Below are 17,989 nucleotides of genomic sequence, written 5' to 3'. Positions count from 1 at the left end.
CTGATTTACCTGAGTTCTTGTTGAGGCCGACCACCATAGCTAGCCGTGACCTTGATACGATAGACATCGCCAGCATCAACCGTTAATAAATGATCAGGGTCATAGATTTCGACCAAAGTCGGGTCTTCATCCGCATCTTTCAACCACTTAAATTGGGCAAGCTTGTCAGAGTGTTGATTACTTTTTACCTCGAAAAGCAGGATGGACGGATCTATGTCACAGTAGGGCGCCTCCTGACGGTAATAAATATTCATGATTTTTTCGTTTCCTGCAGTGGTTTGCACAGACCACGGCGAGACATGGTCAATGCATTCTCTTGGAACTCCCGTAGTCACTGTGAAAGTATCCTCGCCGCCTCCCTGTATGAATTCTATCTGTGCCTGACCAACGGAGAAGGCATTCATGGAGCAGAGCGATAACAAAACCATGATAAATGCTATCGTAACGGTTTGGTTTGCATTTTGCCTCGACATAATTAAATCTCCGGTTGCATTGCTGCAGCCTGTATTCTAGCAGCCTGTCGGACTTAAGACTGTCCTACACGGCAACTGCTCCTGCGTTGCTCTAGCTCCTGCATCCATGCAGTCGTGCGGTTGCAATAAATTGGTCTAAAAATCTCTGTTTCTTCGTCAAATAGCTCGCTATTCTCCTCAGAAACAGAGATTTTTATCCTCAATTTCTTGCAATCCTCGCTACGGACGCTTAAGTCCGACAGGCTGCTAGAACACCCTGACGTTTATGCGAGCACAAATGGTTAATGTTGGAAACAGTCAACCATAAGGTGGATAGCATCTCGTTTCTTCATAATTTACAGACTGAGCATCGTCACAAATCCTGACTTTAATATTGTCGCTAACATATTGTCGCTACCGTCAATTGATAATAATCCGCATTCATCAATAAGTACTCAACCATACGAAATCATATTTTCTGACTTATTGTTCAGGCACTCGCGGCAACTGCTCCTGCGTTGCTCTAGCTCCTGCATCCATGCAGTCGTGATGCGTTGCAACTCTGGTCACATAGCTTGCTATGTTCCCGTCGTTGCGCCTTGCAGAGCACCTGCCCAATAAGCCAGAAATATTCGATTCCGTATGGCTGAGTGCTTACAATGCCCGAATCGAATCAGGAAAGGCTCATATGAACCTGAAAAAGCAGTTTCCCATTCTGGAACAGCATGCCCATGGCCATCCGTTGGTGTATTTGGATAATGCTGCCACTACCCAGAAACCTTTCCCGGTCATTGAAGCCATAGATCGTTTTTATCGGGAAGCCAATGCCAATGTACATCGTGCGTCACACTACCTGAGTGCTCGCTCAACTCATGCCTTTGAGGAAGCAAGGGAGGAGGTTAAGCATTTCCTGAATGCCGCCAGTTCTGACGAAATTATCTGGACGCGGGGCGCGACAGAAGCTCTCAATCTGGTCGCTCAAAGTTGGGGAAGAAGTCAGTTGCAGCCGGGCGATGAAATTCTGCTTTCGGCCATGGAGCATCATGCCAATATTGTGCCCTGGCAACTGGTGGCCGAACAAACAGGCGCTGTGATCAAAGTCATCAGTGTCACCAGGCAGGGAGAACTTGATAGCAAGAGTTTTCGCGAACAGTTGACGGACAGAACCAGGATTCTTGTTATTACCCATGTCTCCAACGCGATTGGAACAGTGAACCCGCTTCAAACGCTTATTCCTGAAGCCAAAGCCAGGGGCGCATTGGTGTTGGTGGATGGCGCCCAGGCAGTGGCGCATTCTGCTATTGACGTACAGAAACTTAACTGTGACTTCTATGTTTTTTCCGGCCATAAAGTATTTGGCCCAACCGGTATCGGTGTTTTATACGGTCGTAAAGCCTTACTGGAAGACATGCCACCCTGGCAGGCCGGGGGAGAAATGATTCGGCGGGTCAGTTTCAGCGGCACTTCGTTCAACGACTTACCCTTCAAATTCGAAGCGGGTACTCCCAATGTGTCGGGCGTGATCGGACTCGGGGAAGCCATCCGTTTTTTGAGGTCACTGGATATGGGACAGATTGCTGAGCATGAAGACAGGCTGAGAAGAAAAACGGAAGCTGGTTTGAGAAAAATTCCCGGAGTCACTTTGGTGGGGGAAGCCAGAGAGAAAGTGTCTGTCGTCTCTTTTGTAGTCGAAGGGTTTCACAATCAGGATATTGGTCTATTGCTGGATCAACAGGGTATTGCCGTAAGGACTGGCCATCATTGCACCATGCCGTTGATGGAGCATCTGGGATTGTCAGGAACCGTCAGAGCTTCTTTTTCTCTCTATAACACACTTGCTGATGTGGATGCCTTCCTGTTAGCGCTGACCCGTATTGTGAACGGCGAGTTTGATGCTTCTCCCCTGAGCAAAGAGATTAAAGCCGATTCAGCCTTCTTCAACCAGCTTGAAGGTGAGCATGCTGCCGAGTTTACGAAAAATCAGATTTTCCAGACAATCACCAATGCCCGAAGCTGGCAGGAAAAGTACCTTCATATTATGCTGCTTGGCAAGAAACTGCCTTCTCTGCCAGAAACGATGAGAACCGAAGAGTCACGACTTCATGGCTGTGAAAGTACCGTCTGGTTGCATCATTTTTATGACGAGCAGTCCATGAAGCTGTTCTTCGCTGCGGATTCTGATGCCAGAGTGATCAGGGGGCTCATCGCTATCGTGATTTCCGTCTTTAATGGTTGTACACCAAAAGACATCAGTCGTTTTGATATCGATGGATGGTTTGCCAGTCTGGACCTGTACAACCATCTGAGCCCATCACGGGGCAATGGGCTGAGGGCGATTATAGAAGAGATCAGATCTATTGCTCACCGGTTTGAATAACGGTATCTGTCTTTGCCCACCAGGCTGCAAGAACAGAGCCTGTGATGTTATGCCAGATGCTGAAGAATGTAGCCGGCAGAGCAGCGGTAGGCATAAAGAATTTGGTAGCCAGTACAACAGCCAGACCGGAGTTCTGCATCCCGACTTCAATGGCGACGGTCTTGCAGGTTTTCCGGTCAAAGCCTGACAGGTACGCTGCCAGATAACCCAGACTCAGTCCTGTGCCGTTGTGCAAAGCCACTGCCAGAATAGTAATGAGTCCAATTTCTGGCAGCTCCTGAGCATTAGACGCCACGACCACGGCAATGACCAGAAGGATGCTAGCCATGGAACAGAGTGGAAACAGAGGGCTCAGTTTTTGCACGAAACCATCGCAGAAATGGTTGATCAGAACCCCCAGAGCCACCGGTAAAACAACTATCCTGGCCAGGCTCCACATCATTGCCAGTGGTTCCACTTCAATATACTGGTGAGCAAGAAGACTGATTAACAGGGGAGTAGCGAAAGCGCCTATCAGAGTTGATGCAGCGGTCATTGAAATGGACAGTGCAACATCTCCCCTGGCCAGATAACACAGCACGTTAGAAGCGGTCCCCCCGGCAACACTGCCAGCCAGAATCATGCCTATTGTCAAATCCACGGGAAGACTCAGAAGTTGTGCAATCAATAACCCGGCAAAAGGCATGATACCGAATTGCAGAATCACTCCAGCAGAGAGCGCGGGTAAACGATTTTTGATTCGGGCGAAGTCGGTCACTGATAAGGTCAGTCCCATAAACAACATGATCAGGCTGAGTCCCGGAGTAATCAGGTAACCAAGGTGGTCAAAGCCCTCTGGGAAGGAATAAGCGAGGGCCGAAAAGATAACCGCCCATAAAGGAAAAAGTCGTGTCATCGTATTCAAAAGCATGAAGGATTTTTCCACGCCAACCGTTAATCATTGGCAGCTAAAGATTTTCTTGAGTCGCTAGATAAATCTTAAACCAATGTGAACCCGGGTGACAGACCACTCAGAGCAAGTTGAGTAACAGAGGGAGCATTGAAACCGACAATCTGTTTTTGCTGCAAGCTGCTTAGTCTGGCAATGAGTAAAAACCGGATTGTCGTTGATCAGGAGTAAATCAATAACGATAAAGCAGGAGCTTAACTCCTATGGCCATCAGTTTTGAAGCTGCGTTGGGTGTTCATCCCCGGGCTCTGGCGTTTCGGGGAGTCCGTGCTGAAGTGATTGCCGGAAACCTGGCAAACATTGATACACCGGGATTTAAAGCCCGGGATGTAGAGTTTAAAACCATCTTGAATGGGCAGCTTTCCGGAGATGCCACCACCGACGGCAGGCATCTGGACATGCCACCCACTGGGCAAAACAATTCAATGTTGTATCGCATTCCATTCCATCAAACTACTGATGGCAACTCGGTAGAATTGGGCGTTGAGCAGGCATACTTCTCTCAGAATGCCATGGACTTTCAAACCAGTCTTATTTTTCTCCGTAAAAAGCTTGGCTCCCTTGAGCAGGCTATTAAGGGGGGTCGATAAATGAAACTGGACAACCTCTATGAAATATCCGGTTCGGCATTGAATGCCCAGATGGTTCGTCTGAATACCATTGCCAGTAATCTGGCTAATATCTCCAGTGCAGGCAGCACTGCTGAAGAAGCTTACCGCCCTGTTAAACCCGTTTTTTCTGCCATTTACAAGCAGGCTGTTGGAGAAAATAGAGGAGCTGCCCTGGTGCAGGTTGATGATGTTTTGGAAATGCCACCCAGTGCCAAAAATAAACGATACGAACCTGATAACCCTCTGGCTGACAAGGAGGGTTACGTTTTCTATCCCGACATCAATGTGATGCAGGAAATGGCTGACATGCTGTCGGCCACTCGCAGCTACCAGAGCAGTATGGAAGTTATGGTCAGCGCCAAGAAATTACAGCAACGACTGCTGTCGCTTGGTGAGTAAAAAGGAGAACTATGACAGGCATTAATTCGGTCTCATCAGGCAGCAGCGTTAACGCTGTGAACAATGACAGCAGAACGCTACAGGTCAACCAGGATCAGTTTATCGAACTGTTCATCGCACAATTGAACAACCAGGACCCGTTGGCGCCGATGGACACCAACCAGATGCTGACACAGCTTTCGCAAATATCCTCTGTTGAAAGCCTGAACTCTATTGATGATCGAATTGGTGGTCTGACCAGTTCACTTCAGCAGTCCCAGTCTCTGGGGGCAGCCGGACTGGTAGGGAAAGAAGTCTGGGTTGACTCCAATAGCCTGTCGATAGAAGAGGAAGGTCAATACAGCGGGAAAACCGAGTTGCAGGTTAATGCTTCGGACGTTCTTATTCGGATTTATACGCCGGATGGTAGTCTGGTTCAGTCCAAATCACTGGGACAACAGTCGGCAGGCATTATTCCATTCACTCTGGATGATCTTGCTCCCGGGCAATACACGGTCACTGCGACCGGAGTCAATGGTAATGAAGCCTATAGCGGTAAGTTGTCTATGAAATCTACGGTCACCGGTATCAATATGACCAGTTCCGGAAGTGAATTAAGGCTTGAAGGCATGGGATCTGTACCACTGTCTTCTATCTCAACAATTGGCAAATAAGACTGTCAGGGAGGGTGGAGAATGTCGTTTAGAATCGGGTTGACCGGATTAAATGCTGCACAGCAGGATCTGGAAATAGTCAGTAATAATATTGCCAACAGTAATACCATTGGCTTTAAAGGGTCCCGTGCAGAATTTTCTGATGTTTATGCCTCTTCGATAGGTAGTGGTAATGGTCAGGTGGCAGGTGTTGAGGTGGCATCTATCAGTCAGCAGTTCTCACAGGGCAGTATCACTTCAACAGATAATGCGCTTGATATGGCGGTTAATGGTCAGGGTTTTTTTGTCGTGAATGACAATGGCCAAATGAATTACACAAGAGCCGGTTTCTTTCAGTTAGATGCCAATAATAATGTGGTCAATAATAAGGGCCTGAGGCTTCAGGGGTATTCAGCGGATGCATCAGGCAACGTACTGGCCGGTACCCAGACTGACCTGAAAATCAACCAGACCTCTATACCCGCTCAGGCAACTACCGATGTGGTGACGCTTGCCAATCTGGATGCCAGAACGGATGCCATTACGCCTGCTGTGGCAATAGACCCAACCAACCGGTCTACCTTTAATTCCACTATGGCATTTAATGTTAATGACAGTCTGGGTGGATCGCACACCGTCAGTATGTATTTTGCAAAAACTGCAGATAACGCCTGGAACATTGAATATTATTTTGATGGGCAGGGGCCGGACCTGACTCAGCCGGTCACATTTAATAACGATGGAACCCTGGCAACCCCTGTTGGCGGCGCGGTCACTCTGGGTATTCCAGCCGGGGATGCCCGGCTGTCCGGTGCTGACGCGATGAGCTTCAACATCGATTTTTCAGATTTCACTCAGTTGGGCACTGACTCATCGGTAAACCGGGTAACCCAGAATGGTTTTCCTCCGGGCTCACTCAACGGTATTCAGATTACTGCTGACGGTATTCTTCAGGCGCTTTACTCCAACGGACAAACCCAGGTTCAGGGGCAGATCGTTCTGGCCGATTTTGCTAACGACAGTGGTTTGATTCCAATAGGGGACAGCCTCTGGCAGTCAAGCTTTGCTTCAGGTAATGCTGCTTTGGGTATTCCGGGAGCGGGTGTTATGGGTTCCCTGGAGTCAGGAGCACTGGAACAATCCAATGTCGACATCTCTTTGCAACTGGTGCGTTTGATTGAGGCCCAGAGTAACTATCAGGCCAATGCCAAAACCATTGAAACCAGTAACAACCTTACTCAGGCACTGATGAATATTATCTGATGGATAAAGTTCTATATATCAGCACAGCCGGAGCCAATCTGGCCATGCAAGCCCAGCAGGTACATGCCAATAATCTGGCTAATGTCTCTACCCCCGGATTCCGCCGGGACTTTGTTAGCAGTATGGCCGTGGAAATGAAGGGTGATGGCCTTGAAGCCCGGGTGATGCCGAAAATGCGAGGACTCGGTAGTCGTTTTGCCAGCGGTGCAATGGAGACTACCGGTCGTGCAATGGATGTTGCGATCAGTGGCAGTGGCTGGTTTGCAGTCCAGGGCAGTGATGGCAATGAAGCTTATACCCGAGCCGGACAGTTAAAAATAGATGACGAAGGTAACGTACTGACCGCCCAGGGGTATGCCGTTATCGGAGATGGCGGGCCTCTTCAGTTACCGGATAATCAGTCTGTCTCCTTTGGTGTAGACGGCACGATAAGTATTGTACCTGCTGAGGGCGGCAATCCTGTTCAGGTGGGCCAGTTAAAGCTGGTGAACCCGACTATTACAGAAATTACCAAAGGCGCAGACGGGCTTTTTCGTTCGATTGAGGGTGGAGAGCTGGAGGCGGATCCGGAAGTCAGGTTACGAAGCGGTTTTCTTGAAGGCAGTAATGTTAATGCTCTGGAAGAAATGGTGTCGTTTTTAAGCCTCAGCCGACAGTTTGAGGCCCAGATGAAGCTGATGAAAACCGCTGGCGACATGGCTTCTGCAGGTGACCGTTTAGTCAGAGATCAGTAACTGACAGCAGATAACAACTTATAGCTCAGAGGATGAGTCTATGAATCCCTCATTATGGGTCAGTAAAACTGGGCTGGCTGCTCAGGAAAAGCAGATGGCCATCATTTCCAACAACCTGGCCAACGTCAATACCATCGGTTTTAAACGGGATCGGGCCAGCTTTGAAGATCTCTTTTATCACATTGGAAAACAGCCGGGGGCGCTGTCAGACCAGGACAACGAATTGCCTTCCGGCCTGCAGATAGGAACCGGCGTAAAAATTACCGGAACCCAGAAAGTGTTTACTCCCGGTAGTTATGAAACCACGAAACAGGCACTGGATGTGGCGATCATCGGGAATGGTTTTTTTCAGTTTACTCAACCTGATGGAACCGCTGCATTCTCCAGAAATGGTCAGTTTCATCTGAATGGAGATGGTCAAATAGTGAACGCCAGTGGTTTGCCCCTGGAGCCTGGCATTACCCTGCCCGCTGACGCTACCGGAATCAGTATCAGTGAAGATGGCATTGTTATGGCAACCATTCAGGGGCAGGTTGAACCGACAGAAATAGGCCAGATCACCGTTGTTAATTTTGTTAATCCGGCTGGCCTGGTGGCTCTGGGGGGGAATCTGTACCTGCAATCCAACGCCAGTGGTGATCCGGTAGAAGGCACTGCGGGTGAGGGAGGTCTGGGCTCGCTGAAACAGTTTACTCTGGAAACATCCAATGTCAGCTCAGTGGAAGAGTTGGTCAATATGATATCAGCACAACGGGCCTATGAAATGAATTCCAAGGTCATCGCAGCGGCTGATGAAATGATGCAGTTTGTTAACCAGACTCTTTAACAGGGCTGGATAGAGGGCAGGGAATGAGACTTCTGTGTTTTATAGCTATTTTTATGTTGTTGGGTTGTTCGACTGCACCCCGTCAGGGGGACACCCGATCTGCTGGTAATCAACAGCAAGTGACAGAGCGTCCTGAACCTGAAGCGGAAAAAATGGCTCTCGATAAAGTTGCCTTTCAAAAGGGGAACTCCCACAACCAGGCTGTTTATCCCAACGGCAGCCTGTTTAATGCCAACTACGGGTATTTTATGTTCTCCGACCGTCGTGCCTATCGGTTGGGCGATATTCTTACCATCGAGCTGGAAGGTACCACGAATATCAGCATGAGTGGTTTAAGTAATGTCAACAAAAATAATGCCATCAGCATTCCTGATCCCACTCTGCTTGGTAAAAGCAGTGCATCGATTCTTGGCGGGGGCAGATCTCTGGCCTTTGAAATTCAGCCTTCCAGAACTTACGGAGGCAATACTTCCGCCAGTCGTGGTAATAGCCTGAAAGGTAATATTGCCGTGAAGGTGGTCGAGGTTTTCAACAATGGCACCCTCAGGGTCGAGGGAGAAAAATGGCTGACCATCAATTCGGGTAAGGAGCTGATCAAGATCAGCGGACTGGTCCGGCCAGAAGATATCAAAACAGATAACAAGGTTTCGTCTGAGCGACTGGCGGAAGCAAAAATTGATTACGTGGCATTAGGCATTAACTCGGATGCCCATGAACCAGGCTGGGTGAGCAAGATGCTTAACAGTCCATGGTTTCCTTTTTGACAGGAGTCACTATGTCTCTAACACGATGGGGAATCATTTTTCTTATGCTCGTTGTGGCAGGTAATGCCAGTGCCCGTCGTTTATTGGATATGGTGGATGTTGAAGGTGTCAGAAATAATCAGCTGATTGGTTACGGTCTGGTGGTGGGGCTTGATGGCACCGGAGATAAATCGGCGTTTACCAAACAGTCGCTGGTGAACATGCTGAGAGAGTTTGGATTGACCATCAGCAGTTCTGATGTGAATTCAAAAAATATTGCAGCGGTCACCGTCCATGCCAGTTTGCCTCCTTTTGCCCGTCCGGGTCAGAAAATCGATGTAACCGTCTCTTCTATTGGTGATGCCAAGAGCCTCAGAGGTGGAACTCTGCTGCTGACACCGATGAAAGGTATTAATGGCGAGGTGTTTGCTGTAGCCCAGGGCAGTCTGATTGTGGGCGGAGTCTCTGCTCAGGGTTTGGCAGGAACGGCGGATGCTCCGGTCGCTGGTAGCCTTATACAGATTAACAGTACTAACGCCGGTCGCATTCCCGGAGGTGCATTGGTTGAACGTTCAGTAAAGAGCGCCTTCAACTTTGGGGAACAGCTGGTACTGAATTTAAAAGAACCGAGTTATACCAATGCTCGCAGGGTAGTGACGGCCATTAATAATCACTTTGGCCCCAAAGTCGCCAACGCCAGTAATGGTGTCTCTATTCTGGTTTCGGCTCCCAAAGACAGTAGCCAGCGGGTGGCCTTTATGTCCATGCTCGAAGGGCTGAATGTTGAAACGGCAGATCCTGCGGCACGTATTATTTTCAATTCCAGAACAGGCACTGTGGTTATGGGCGAGCATGTTCGTGTTCGTCCGGCTGCAGTCAGTCATGGCAACCTGGTCGTCAAAGTCCGGCAGGCAACTTCGGTATCACAGCCTGGTGCATTCTCTCAGGGAGGAGGCACAGAAGTCATATTAAACAGTGATGTGACAATAGAAGAGCAGAATGCCGCTATCTATATGGTTAAGGAAGGAGTCACTTTGCAGGAAGTGGTCATGGCTATTAACGGTGTCGGGGCGACACCCACAGATTTGATGTCAATTCTTGAGGCGCTCAAAGCAGCCGGGGCGTTGGAAGCCGAATTAATTGTGATTTAAATAGAATTTACGATAAGGGCGTTCGATATGGATATTGGCAGCACTCTGTCGGCTAAACATCTGGCCGGTATTTATCAGCCGGACCCCGGTCAGGGGAAAGCTCCCGAGGATTTGAAAGAAGCAGCAGAAGCCTTTGAAGCCATATTTGTTAACGAATTATTCAAGAGTATGCGCAGGGCCAATGAAGCGATGATGAGCAGCTCAGACTTGCCGACGTCGGGCAAGGATGTGCAGTTTTTTCAGTCGATGTTTGACAGCCAGATTGCCGGACATCTGGGTAAAGAAGGCGGGCTGGGTATCGCTGAGGCATTGGTAAGGCAGCTGGGTGATAAAGACGACGGGCTTGATGCTGAACGTTAATCGGGGTAGATGACATGAGTCTGACACAGATAGGTATTTCTGGATTACAGGCCAGCCAGGCATCGCTTAATGTCGCCAGTAATAATATTGCCAATGCCGAAACAGAAGGCTACAGCCGTCAAAGGGTTTACTGGTACCCGACTTACACTTTGCATCCGGGAATCGGTACCAAGGGAACCGGTGTTAATGCATCCAGTGTCGAGCGAATAGCCAATAGTTTTCTTACTGCCCAGATGTGGGAGAGCCAATCTCTGGCAGAAAAAACAGCCACTTTTTCAGAATACATCAATTCGCTGGACCAGTGGTTGGGCGATGACAGCACCTCTCTTACCTCAGGCCTCGAGAGTTTCTTTACGACGCTCAATGGCGCAACGGTTGATCCTTATTCCAGTGCTGCCAGGCAGGTCATACTTAGCGAAAGTAGTAAGCTGGCTCAGCAGTTTACGACACTGAATAACCAAATTGCGGGTCATCAGGGGCTGGTCGGGCGGCAGCTGGAGGCTGCGGTGGCAGAAGCGAATGGTTTGCTGGCAAATATTGTCGGCTTTAATGACCAGCTGAAGAAGATCAGTGCCAGTGGTGAGGCTGCTAACGAGATGTTTGACCAGCGGGATCTGGCCGTCAAAGAATTATCAAAGCTGATGGGCATCAATGTTCTGGAGCAGTCAGATGGCAGTATTAATATTTATCTGAAATCAGGGCAGCCACTGCTGGTTGGTGATCAGAGAAACAACCTGAATGTGAGCGGATCAGCCAGCAACCCTGATGGCTTTTCATTGGAGTTTGAAAGTGATTCTGCCTCTCTAAAGGTACACGGTGATCCGGGAGGCAGCATTGGTGGCATCCTGAATTACCAGAATGGCACTTTAACACAGGCTCAAAATGAGATTGGGCGCCTGGCAGTAGTCATATCATCGACGATCAATGCCCAGCTTCGACTTGGGGAAGATGTTAATGGCAACGCCGGTGTCGACCTTTTTTCTGATCTGACAAATCCTGCCAGTGGTATATTTTCCCTGGACGTTGTCTCTACCGCAGTGTCTGATATGAGAATTACGGATAGTTCCCAAGTCAAAGCCAGCGACTATGATCTGCGGGTAGATAACACCGGCAACTATGTTATTACCCGTTTGAACGACGGGGTTCAATTCAGTGGCAGCTTATCCGGTGCCGGTACCGATACCCTGAACTTTGATGGTGTTGAAATTGATATCGACGGCACCGCTACTGACCAGGCTTACCGGTTGTCACCGGTGCGTTATGGTGCCAGAGATCTTGATGCGGTTCTGACGGAACCTTTTGCTCTGGCTCTGGCAGCACCAGGTGGCGGCGTGGCCGATAATTCAAACTTGCAGACAATTATTCAGCTTCAGAATGATGCTCTGATAGAAGGGCAAAGTAGTCTGACTGAAAGCTATACCCGGTTTATTGGCGATATTGCGGTACAGACTTCTCAGGCGAAAACAGAAGCCGATGGGGGTAAAAAGCTGTTTGAGCAGGCTGAAGCGAGCCGAAATGCTTATAGCGGTGTCAATCTGGATGAAGAAGCCGCCAACCTTCTGCGCTTTCAGCAACTTTACAGTGCCAATGCTCAGGTAATTTCAGTGGCCCGGCAGACATTTGATTCATTGCTGAGAATGTTCTGATTAAAACAGGAAGCCGAAAACATGCGTATCAGCAGCATCAATTTCAATAATATTATGCTCAGGGCTATGCAGGACGGTATGGCCAGACTGGCTGTAACCACTGACCAGATGGCAAGCGGAAAGCGTATCTTGCAACCATCAGATGACTCCGTTGACACAGTAAAAATTCTTCAGATCAATAATGAATTAACGGCAATAGGACAGTATGAAGATAATATTGATTCGGCGAGGAGAATGCTGCAACAGCAAGATGTTTTGTACAGTGGAATGACTGAGCAACTGCGGCGTGCCAGAGACATTATTTTGCAGTCCAGCAACGGAACCCTGACTGATCAGGACTATGTGCCACTGGCAGAGGAGCTGGATACGGTCAGTAAGTCTCTGTTAAGCCTGGCCAATTATCAGCAGGCAGACGGGCAATATATTTTCTCCGGAACCCTGAGCACCCAGAAGCCTGTTGATGAGGTCGCTGGTGATTATTCATACTATGGCAATAATAACCTTCGCCAGGTCAATATCAGCGGCTCTGCCCAGATACCGGTTAATGAGCCGGGAGAAAATCTGTTTTTTGACCCAACCGCTACACCACCAACGGACAGTGTCTTTGATGCTCTGTCTGATGCAGTGGATGAACTGAGAAACCCTGTGAGTTTAAACACCGTTCTTTCTGACGCATTGACATGGATTGACGACACTCTGGACAGGATAGGGATCGCCCAGACCAAGGCTGGCAGTAATCAGAGTGTGCTTGACCGGGTGGGTGAAAGCCATGCCGATATCAAACTCATGCTGGAAAAACTTCATTCATCCCTTGAAGATATTGATATGACAAAGGCTGCTACCGATCTGGCTCAGCAGCAGACCCTGCTCAATGCCAGTCAGCAGGTTTATGCCAACATCAAGCAGTTGTCTCTGTTCAATTATTTCTGACGGGCCATGGGCAAAAAAAAATCCTCATTTCAGGGGATTTTAATATTTTTTGACACCTTGCCGATTGGAGTTCTGTACCCATCACATACGAGTGGTGAAAAGGATGCCAGGAATAAATCGCACCGGGCCAAAAAAAGCGGCTAGTCCAATAGCAAGTCAGCGTGCAGTTAAAAATGATGCGAAAGCTGTCGAGCCCCCTAAAGTCAATAATGATCGTTTGCAGTTGAGCGGTGAAGCCCAGAATATTGAAGAACTGTTCCAGTCTCTGTCAGCCATAGATGAAATTGACAGTAAAAAAGTGGAAAGCATTCGGCGCGCCATTAAAAAAGGTGAGATGCCGGTCGATTATCAAGTGCTTGCCAATAAAATTCTGGAGCTTTCCGATGACTTTGATGACCACAGAAAAGAATGACAATAAAAGTGGTACCTACAACGTCTCTGCTGAAAAAAAACTGCTGGATAATATTCGAGATGCACTGGCTTTAACCCGCAAACTTGAAGCTGTTCTGAGCAAGGCCCATAACCTGATGCTGGAAAGGGATATTGCAGCTCTGGAAACTCATCTGGAAACTCAGGTCAAACTGTTGGACATGCTGCATCTGAATGCTTCCCTGCGAGAGCATTATTTGAAAGAAGCGGGGTTGTCACCGGACCCGGCAGGTATACGAACTTTTCTGCAGATTATAGCTTCTACTCCCAAGTCTGAAATCACACTGAAACAATGGCATCAACTGGAAATCACAGCAGGTCGCTGCCGCAGTTTGAATCAGGCAAACGGCAAACTGCTGAGTCGTTTGGCTGCCAGTACTAACCAGATTATTGATGTGGTTTTTTCCAGTCAGGAACCTGTGCCCTATAACCAACAGGGCATCTGCGAAAGAAAGCTGGGCTGATCAGCATGTGGTTTTCTGATGATTTGCGGCGATTTCAGAAACTGTTGATTTTTGGCCTCACGATTTTTGGCTTCTCCTTGCTGCTGCTTTCCCGATCATCAGCCAACTCAGTCAGAGAATTCCCTCAGGAACTCAGTCTCCATAAATGGGAGTTGACCACTTCCCGTTTCGAGTGTCGCATGAACAGCAAAGTGACGGGGCTGGGTAGTATCGTTTTGAATGCGGCTGCCGGAGGCATTCATTATATAACCCTGGAACCGGATTTTTTCATTAAAGAAGCCCGACATATTCGTGTTGGGGTTCAGCAATCACCCTGGCGTCATAGCCATTATCTGAACGCTCTCGGAGGTGTTGAAGCAGAGCCGGATAAACAGTTTGAAATGAGAATCAATGTTGCCCGTGTTGTGGAAGATATGCAACAGGGTCATCAGCTGGTTATTGAGATTGAGAGGGAGGCAGTTAACCCTGTTCATATTAAAATACCCGCTATGAATTTCCAAAAAACAGCAGCAACATTTTATAAATGTTATGGAGAATTGCTGGCTCTGAACTACGAACAGGCAAAAGAAACACTGTTCTATTACTCCTCTTCAGGCTCTCGTATAAGCTCTGAGCAGTTATCACATCTTGATGATCTGGCCACTTATATTCTGGTGGATAAAAGTGTAACCAATGTCGCCATTGACGCTCACACAGATTCTCGGGGTGACAGGCTGGAAAACCTTCAGCTGTCAAAAGTGCGTGCAAGCCGTATTTATAGATATTTACGATCAAAAGGTATTCCCGAACAGCGTCTTACCATGCGCTTTCATGGTGACCGCTATCCTGTCGCCACCAATGCAACTGTTGAAGGAAGAAATAAAAACCGACGGGTAAAGATTACCCTGAGCCGCCGATAAATAATTCTGACAATAAATCGTCAACTACGAAAGAGCCTGTTCTCACCAGGCACTTTTACAGAACAATATTTCACAGAACAATAGTGGATGGCGGCTCAATGGACATCAAAGGTCTTAACCCGGATTCCCTCAGTGTACTCCTGAAAAACCGACCTGCTCCGATTTTACCTTCCGCAATTGAATCTGAAGCTGTGACTACCACCGGCTTTGGCAATCTGCTGCAACAGGCCATCGAAAAGGTTAATGATCTGCAACAACATTCCAGCAGCATGATGCACAACATTGAAACCGGGGAGAGTGATGACCTCATGGGCACCATGATTGCCATGCAGAAATCCAGTATTTCCTTTCAGGCATTGATGCAGGTCCGTAATAAGGCAGTGACTGCTTACGAAGACATCATGCGTATGCAGATTTAAGGTAGAAAAATACCATGGCAGAATCAGATAAAAAGGCTGCCCCGGAGCCGACACCAGAAGAAAAAGAAGTGAAGCCTGTGTGGCGCGAAGCAGTGGACAGAGTCACCGGAGTTCTGAAAAACAATCGCAGCTATCAAGTGGTGCTGATGGTGTTGTTTGCAGTTTCTGTTGCCCTGATGTCGGTTTTCTGGCTCTGGTCACAATCTCCGGATTATCAGCCACTGTATGGCAATCAGGAACTCTATGATGTGGCCAGTGTGGCCAATGTGCTGGAACAAAACAATATTGCTTATAAAATTCACCCGGCTTCGGGACAGGTAATGGTGGATGTCGGCAGGCTTGCTGATGCCCGAATGCAGCTGGCTGTATCAGGCGTTCAGGCAAGAATGCCGGAAGGACTGGAAACTCTGGATGGGCAGGAGATCGGTACCAGCCAGTTTGTGGAAAATGTTCGTTACCGGCGCGGTCTCGAAGGTGAGCTGGCTCAAACCATTATCAGCCTGAAACCCGTCCGCAATGCCCGAATCCACCTGGCTCTGCCCAAACAGAGCAGCTTTATTCGCAAGCAGGGAAAACCGTCGGCCTCGGTGTTTGTCGATCTGTTTCCGGGGTACAGGTTGAGCAATGAACAGATTGAAGGCATCGTGAATCTGGTGGCCGCCAGTGTCGCCAATATGAATCGCAGCGATGTTTCTGTCATTGACCAGTCCGGCAAACTGCTCTCTTCCGATATTTTACTGGGCAACAGTGCGCTCAGTGAAGCCAGTAAACAGTTGGACTTTAAGCGCCAGGTTGAGGCTCATTTTCAACAGCGCATTAGTGCCCTGCTAGAGCCACTGGTGGGTGCTGTCAACTTCAGAGCTCAAGTCAGCGCCAATGTGGATTTTGAACAGGTAGTACAGACGGTTGAGCAATATGAGCCTGGTGCTCCGGTGCTGAGAAGCGAGCAGGGAAGGGAAGTGGCAACCAGTGGGCAGGGAGCCAGAGGCATACCTGGAGCTCTCAGCAATCAGCCTCCGGAAGAAGAAGGTCAGGCTGAAGCAGAGCAAAACAATAATGTCCAGTCAGAGTTTGTCCGCAATTATGAAGTAGATAAAGTTATCAGGCAGGTGGCCAATCAGCAGGGCAGAGTACAAAAACTGAGCGTTGCAGTCGTTCTCAATGAGCAGCCTGATGAAGCTCTGGGTATTGGTAACTGGGACCAGGCAAGAATTGCCACGATTCAACAAATGATCATTGATGCAACAGGTATTGATCAGGCCCGTGGTGATCAGATCAGTATTCACACCGCACCCTTTGTGCCAGTCACTCATGTTGAACCTATCGGGCTGGCCTGGTGGCAACAGCCGCAGGTTCTCTACTTCGTCAAATATGGTTGCGGCACTTTGTTGGGTATTTTGGTGATTATGTTTCTTTTAAGACCCATGATGAAACAGATCACCGTCAAGATGGAGGAGCCCGAAGCATTACCTCCTCCAACGCCCGAGGAAAGTGGTGCCCAGTTTGACCAGAAAGGCAGGAAAGTGATCTTTGACGACACCTTTGATCTGTTGCCACCTGAGTTAGCCGATTTTGAAACTCAGGTGACTCAGATGCGAGAGCTGTCCTCGAAGGCTCCTGCCAGGGTTGCACAGGTGATCAAGCTATGGATGAACAGTCATGAGTGATAATCCGAGAGTCTTGCCATCAAGGCAGCCGACGCCCAAAGACATAGCCATTCTGCTGCTCAGTCTTGGGGAAAAAGGTGCGGCGCAGGTATTCAAACACCTTAGCCAGCGGGAAGTTCGACAGATCAGCACGAACATGGCGACCATCTCACCATTGAAAAGAGATCAGGTTCAGGAAGTGCTGGACCTGTTTTTCCACACCTATCGCTACGATAGTGCCTTGTCCGGCTCCTCAAAAAGCTATCTCAACAAGACCTTGAAGTTGGCTCTGGGTGATAAAGAAGCAAAAGGGGTCATGGACTCTATTTTTGGTGGTGAGAGCAATAGCCTGGAAGCGATGAAATGGATGGACTCGGGAACCATTACTGAACTGATTGTTGATGAGCACCCACAACTTCAGGCAGTGGTATTGACCTATCTGGGAGCCACGCAGGCTACCGATGTATTAATGCGCCTTCCAGCCAAGAGTCATCAGGATCTATTGTCACGAGTCGCCCGACTGCAGGAATTACATCCATCCATTATTGAAGAACTTAACATTATATTTGATGCCAATGTCGGCAAAATGAGCACCAGCCAGAATACCACCGTCAGTGGTCTTCGTCAGGTGGCCGATATAATGAACCGGATGAATGATACTTCGGTGCAGAGTCTGTTGAGTTACTTTAAGGAGCAGGACAAAAAACTGGCTGAGCAAATTGAACAACAGATGTTCCTCTTTGAACACCTTATGCGTCTGGATGAAGATGCGCTGCGTAAGGTCATGGCGGAGGTCAGCCAGGATATTCTGGCTCTGGCGCTCAAGGGGGCTGCTCAGGAGATGGTTGATTCTGTGGTAGGCACCATGACCAAACGAAGCGCCAAATTCCTGCTTGAAGATATTGAAAACCTCGGCCCGGTGCGTGCCAGCCAGGTTCAGTCTGCCCGAAATGATGTGCTTCGGGCAGCGCGACAGCTGGCGGCATCCGGTGAGATAGAGCTGAGCTTTAATGATGAGGACGAGATGATCGGGTAATGCAAACCAATATCCATCACGTT

20 protein-coding genes are annotated in these 17,989 nt (G+C 48.6%); 18 read left to right on the top strand and 2 right to left on the bottom strand.

The genetic code is table 11. The annotated features are described in order from the left end of the window. Positions 1 to 5 precede the first annotated feature (5 nt). Positions 6 to 473 (bottom strand): hypothetical protein, encoded by a 468-nt coding sequence (locus tag ACOJUN_RS02910; protein ID WP_422135175.1) that lies wholly within the window; start codon positions 471 to 473, stop codon positions 6 to 8. Positions 474 to 1,140: 667 nt separating this feature from the next. Between ACOJUN_RS02910 and ACOJUN_RS02905 the strand changes: the two genes are divergently transcribed. Next, complete coding sequence (locus ACOJUN_RS02905) at positions 1,141 to 2,829, top strand: SufS family cysteine desulfurase (RefSeq protein ID WP_422135174.1); 1,689 nt, start codon at positions 1,141 to 1,143, stop codon at positions 2,827 to 2,829. Here the strand turns inward: ACOJUN_RS02905 and ACOJUN_RS02900 are convergent. Next, positions 2,807 to 3,739, bottom strand: a complete 933-nt coding sequence (locus ACOJUN_RS02900) for a bile acid:sodium symporter family protein (protein WP_422135173.1) — start codon at positions 3,737 to 3,739, stop codon at positions 2,807 to 2,809. The two genes, ACOJUN_RS02905 and ACOJUN_RS02900, sit on opposite strands and share 23 nt — an antisense overlap. Before the next feature lie 242 nt (positions 3,740 to 3,981). On the opposite strand from ACOJUN_RS02900, the gene flgB reads away from it, so the two are divergent. From flgB to fliG, 17 genes are all read left to right on the top strand, one after another. Next, a complete protein-coding gene (flgB, locus tag ACOJUN_RS02895) occupies positions 3,982 to 4,368 on the top strand; it encodes a flagellar basal body rod protein FlgB (protein ID WP_422135172.1) in 387 nt (128 codons plus the stop codon). After that, the gene (flgC, locus tag ACOJUN_RS02890; protein ID WP_422135171.1) at positions 4,369 to 4,788 is read left to right on the top strand and encodes a flagellar basal body rod protein FlgC; all 420 of its coding nucleotides are present in this window, start codon (positions 4,369 to 4,371) and stop codon (positions 4,786 to 4,788) included. Positions 4,789 to 4,799: 11 nt separating this feature from the next. Beyond that, positions 4,800 to 5,441, top strand: a complete 642-nt coding sequence (locus ACOJUN_RS02885) for a flagellar hook assembly protein FlgD (RefSeq protein WP_422135170.1) — start codon at positions 4,800 to 4,802, stop codon at positions 5,439 to 5,441. Between the two features lie 21 nt (positions 5,442 to 5,462). Continuing rightward, a complete protein-coding gene (gene flgE, locus ACOJUN_RS02880; RefSeq protein ID WP_422135169.1) occupies positions 5,463 to 6,683 on the top strand; it encodes a flagellar hook protein FlgE in 1,221 nt (406 codons plus the stop codon). Beyond that, a complete protein-coding gene (gene flgF, locus ACOJUN_RS02875; RefSeq protein WP_422135168.1) occupies positions 6,683 to 7,417 on the top strand; it encodes a flagellar basal-body rod protein FlgF in 735 nt (244 codons plus the stop codon). The genes flgE and flgF overlap by 1 nt, the downstream gene beginning before the upstream one ends. A gap of 40 nt (positions 7,418 to 7,457) precedes the next feature. Further along, complete coding sequence (gene flgG / locus ACOJUN_RS02870; RefSeq protein ID WP_422135167.1) at positions 7,458 to 8,243, top strand: flagellar basal-body rod protein FlgG; 786 nt, start codon at positions 7,458 to 7,460, stop codon at positions 8,241 to 8,243. A gap of 23 nt (positions 8,244 to 8,266) precedes the next feature. Beyond that, the gene (locus tag ACOJUN_RS02865) at positions 8,267 to 9,007 is read left to right on the top strand and encodes a flagellar basal body L-ring protein FlgH (protein ID WP_422135166.1); all 741 of its coding nucleotides are present in this window, start codon (positions 8,267 to 8,269) and stop codon (positions 9,005 to 9,007) included. 11 nt (positions 9,008 to 9,018) lie between these two features. Further along, complete coding sequence (locus ACOJUN_RS02860) at positions 9,019 to 10,137, top strand: flagellar basal body P-ring protein FlgI (RefSeq protein WP_422135165.1); 1,119 nt, start codon at positions 9,019 to 9,021, stop codon at positions 10,135 to 10,137. A 27-nt stretch (positions 10,138 to 10,164) separates the two neighbouring features. After that, positions 10,165 to 10,497: a rod-binding protein gene (locus tag ACOJUN_RS02855; protein WP_422135164.1), complete on the top strand. Its 333-nt coding sequence runs from the start codon at positions 10,165 to 10,167 to the stop codon at positions 10,495 to 10,497. A 14-nt stretch (positions 10,498 to 10,511) separates the two neighbouring features. Beyond that, complete coding sequence (gene flgK, locus ACOJUN_RS02850) at positions 10,512 to 12,143, top strand: flagellar hook-associated protein FlgK (RefSeq protein WP_422135163.1); 1,632 nt, start codon at positions 10,512 to 10,514, stop codon at positions 12,141 to 12,143. Positions 12,144 to 12,164: 21 nt separating this feature from the next. Continuing rightward, positions 12,165 to 13,073: a flagellar hook-associated protein FlgL gene (gene flgL, locus ACOJUN_RS02845; protein ID WP_422135162.1), complete on the top strand. Its 909-nt coding sequence runs from the start codon at positions 12,165 to 12,167 to the stop codon at positions 13,071 to 13,073. A 103-nt stretch (positions 13,074 to 13,176) separates the two neighbouring features. After that, on the top strand, positions 13,177 to 13,485 hold the full coding sequence (flgM, locus tag ACOJUN_RS02840; RefSeq protein WP_422135161.1) for a flagellar biosynthesis anti-sigma factor FlgM: 309 nt from the start codon (positions 13,177 to 13,179) through the stop codon (positions 13,483 to 13,485). After that, positions 13,457 to 13,966 carry a flagellar export chaperone FlgN gene (flgN, locus tag ACOJUN_RS02835; protein ID WP_422135160.1) on the top strand — a complete coding sequence of 170 codons (510 nt, stop codon included), beginning with the start codon at positions 13,457 to 13,459 and terminating at the stop codon, positions 13,964 to 13,966. The genes flgM and flgN overlap by 29 nt, the downstream gene beginning before the upstream one ends. 5 nt (positions 13,967 to 13,971) lie before the next feature. Beyond that, positions 13,972 to 14,865, top strand: coding sequence for an OmpA family protein (locus ACOJUN_RS02830; protein ID WP_422135159.1), 894 nt, complete (start codon positions 13,972 to 13,974; stop codon positions 14,863 to 14,865). Between the two features lie 98 nt (positions 14,866 to 14,963). Then, complete coding sequence (gene fliE, locus ACOJUN_RS02825) at positions 14,964 to 15,284, top strand: flagellar hook-basal body complex protein FliE (protein WP_422135158.1); 321 nt, start codon at positions 14,964 to 14,966, stop codon at positions 15,282 to 15,284. 14 nt (positions 15,285 to 15,298) lie between these two features. After that, complete coding sequence (fliF, locus tag ACOJUN_RS02820) at positions 15,299 to 16,951, top strand: flagellar basal-body MS-ring/collar protein FliF (RefSeq protein WP_422135157.1); 1,653 nt, start codon at positions 15,299 to 15,301, stop codon at positions 16,949 to 16,951. Beyond that, positions 16,944 to 17,966, top strand: a complete 1,023-nt coding sequence (gene fliG, locus ACOJUN_RS02815) for a flagellar motor switch protein FliG (protein ID WP_422135156.1) — start codon at positions 16,944 to 16,946, stop codon at positions 17,964 to 17,966. The genes fliF and fliG overlap by 8 nt, the downstream gene beginning before the upstream one ends. Positions 17,967 to 17,989 lie beyond the last annotated feature (23 nt).

It is taken from the genome of Endozoicomonas sp. ALD040 (assembly GCF_049275945.1).
In the GTDB taxonomy this organism is placed as follows: domain Bacteria; phylum Pseudomonadota; class Gammaproteobacteria; order Pseudomonadales; family Endozoicomonadaceae; genus Endozoicomonas_A.
Note: the sequence above shows the minus strand (reverse complement) of the source record. Positions and strands in the feature narration are given on the sequence as shown.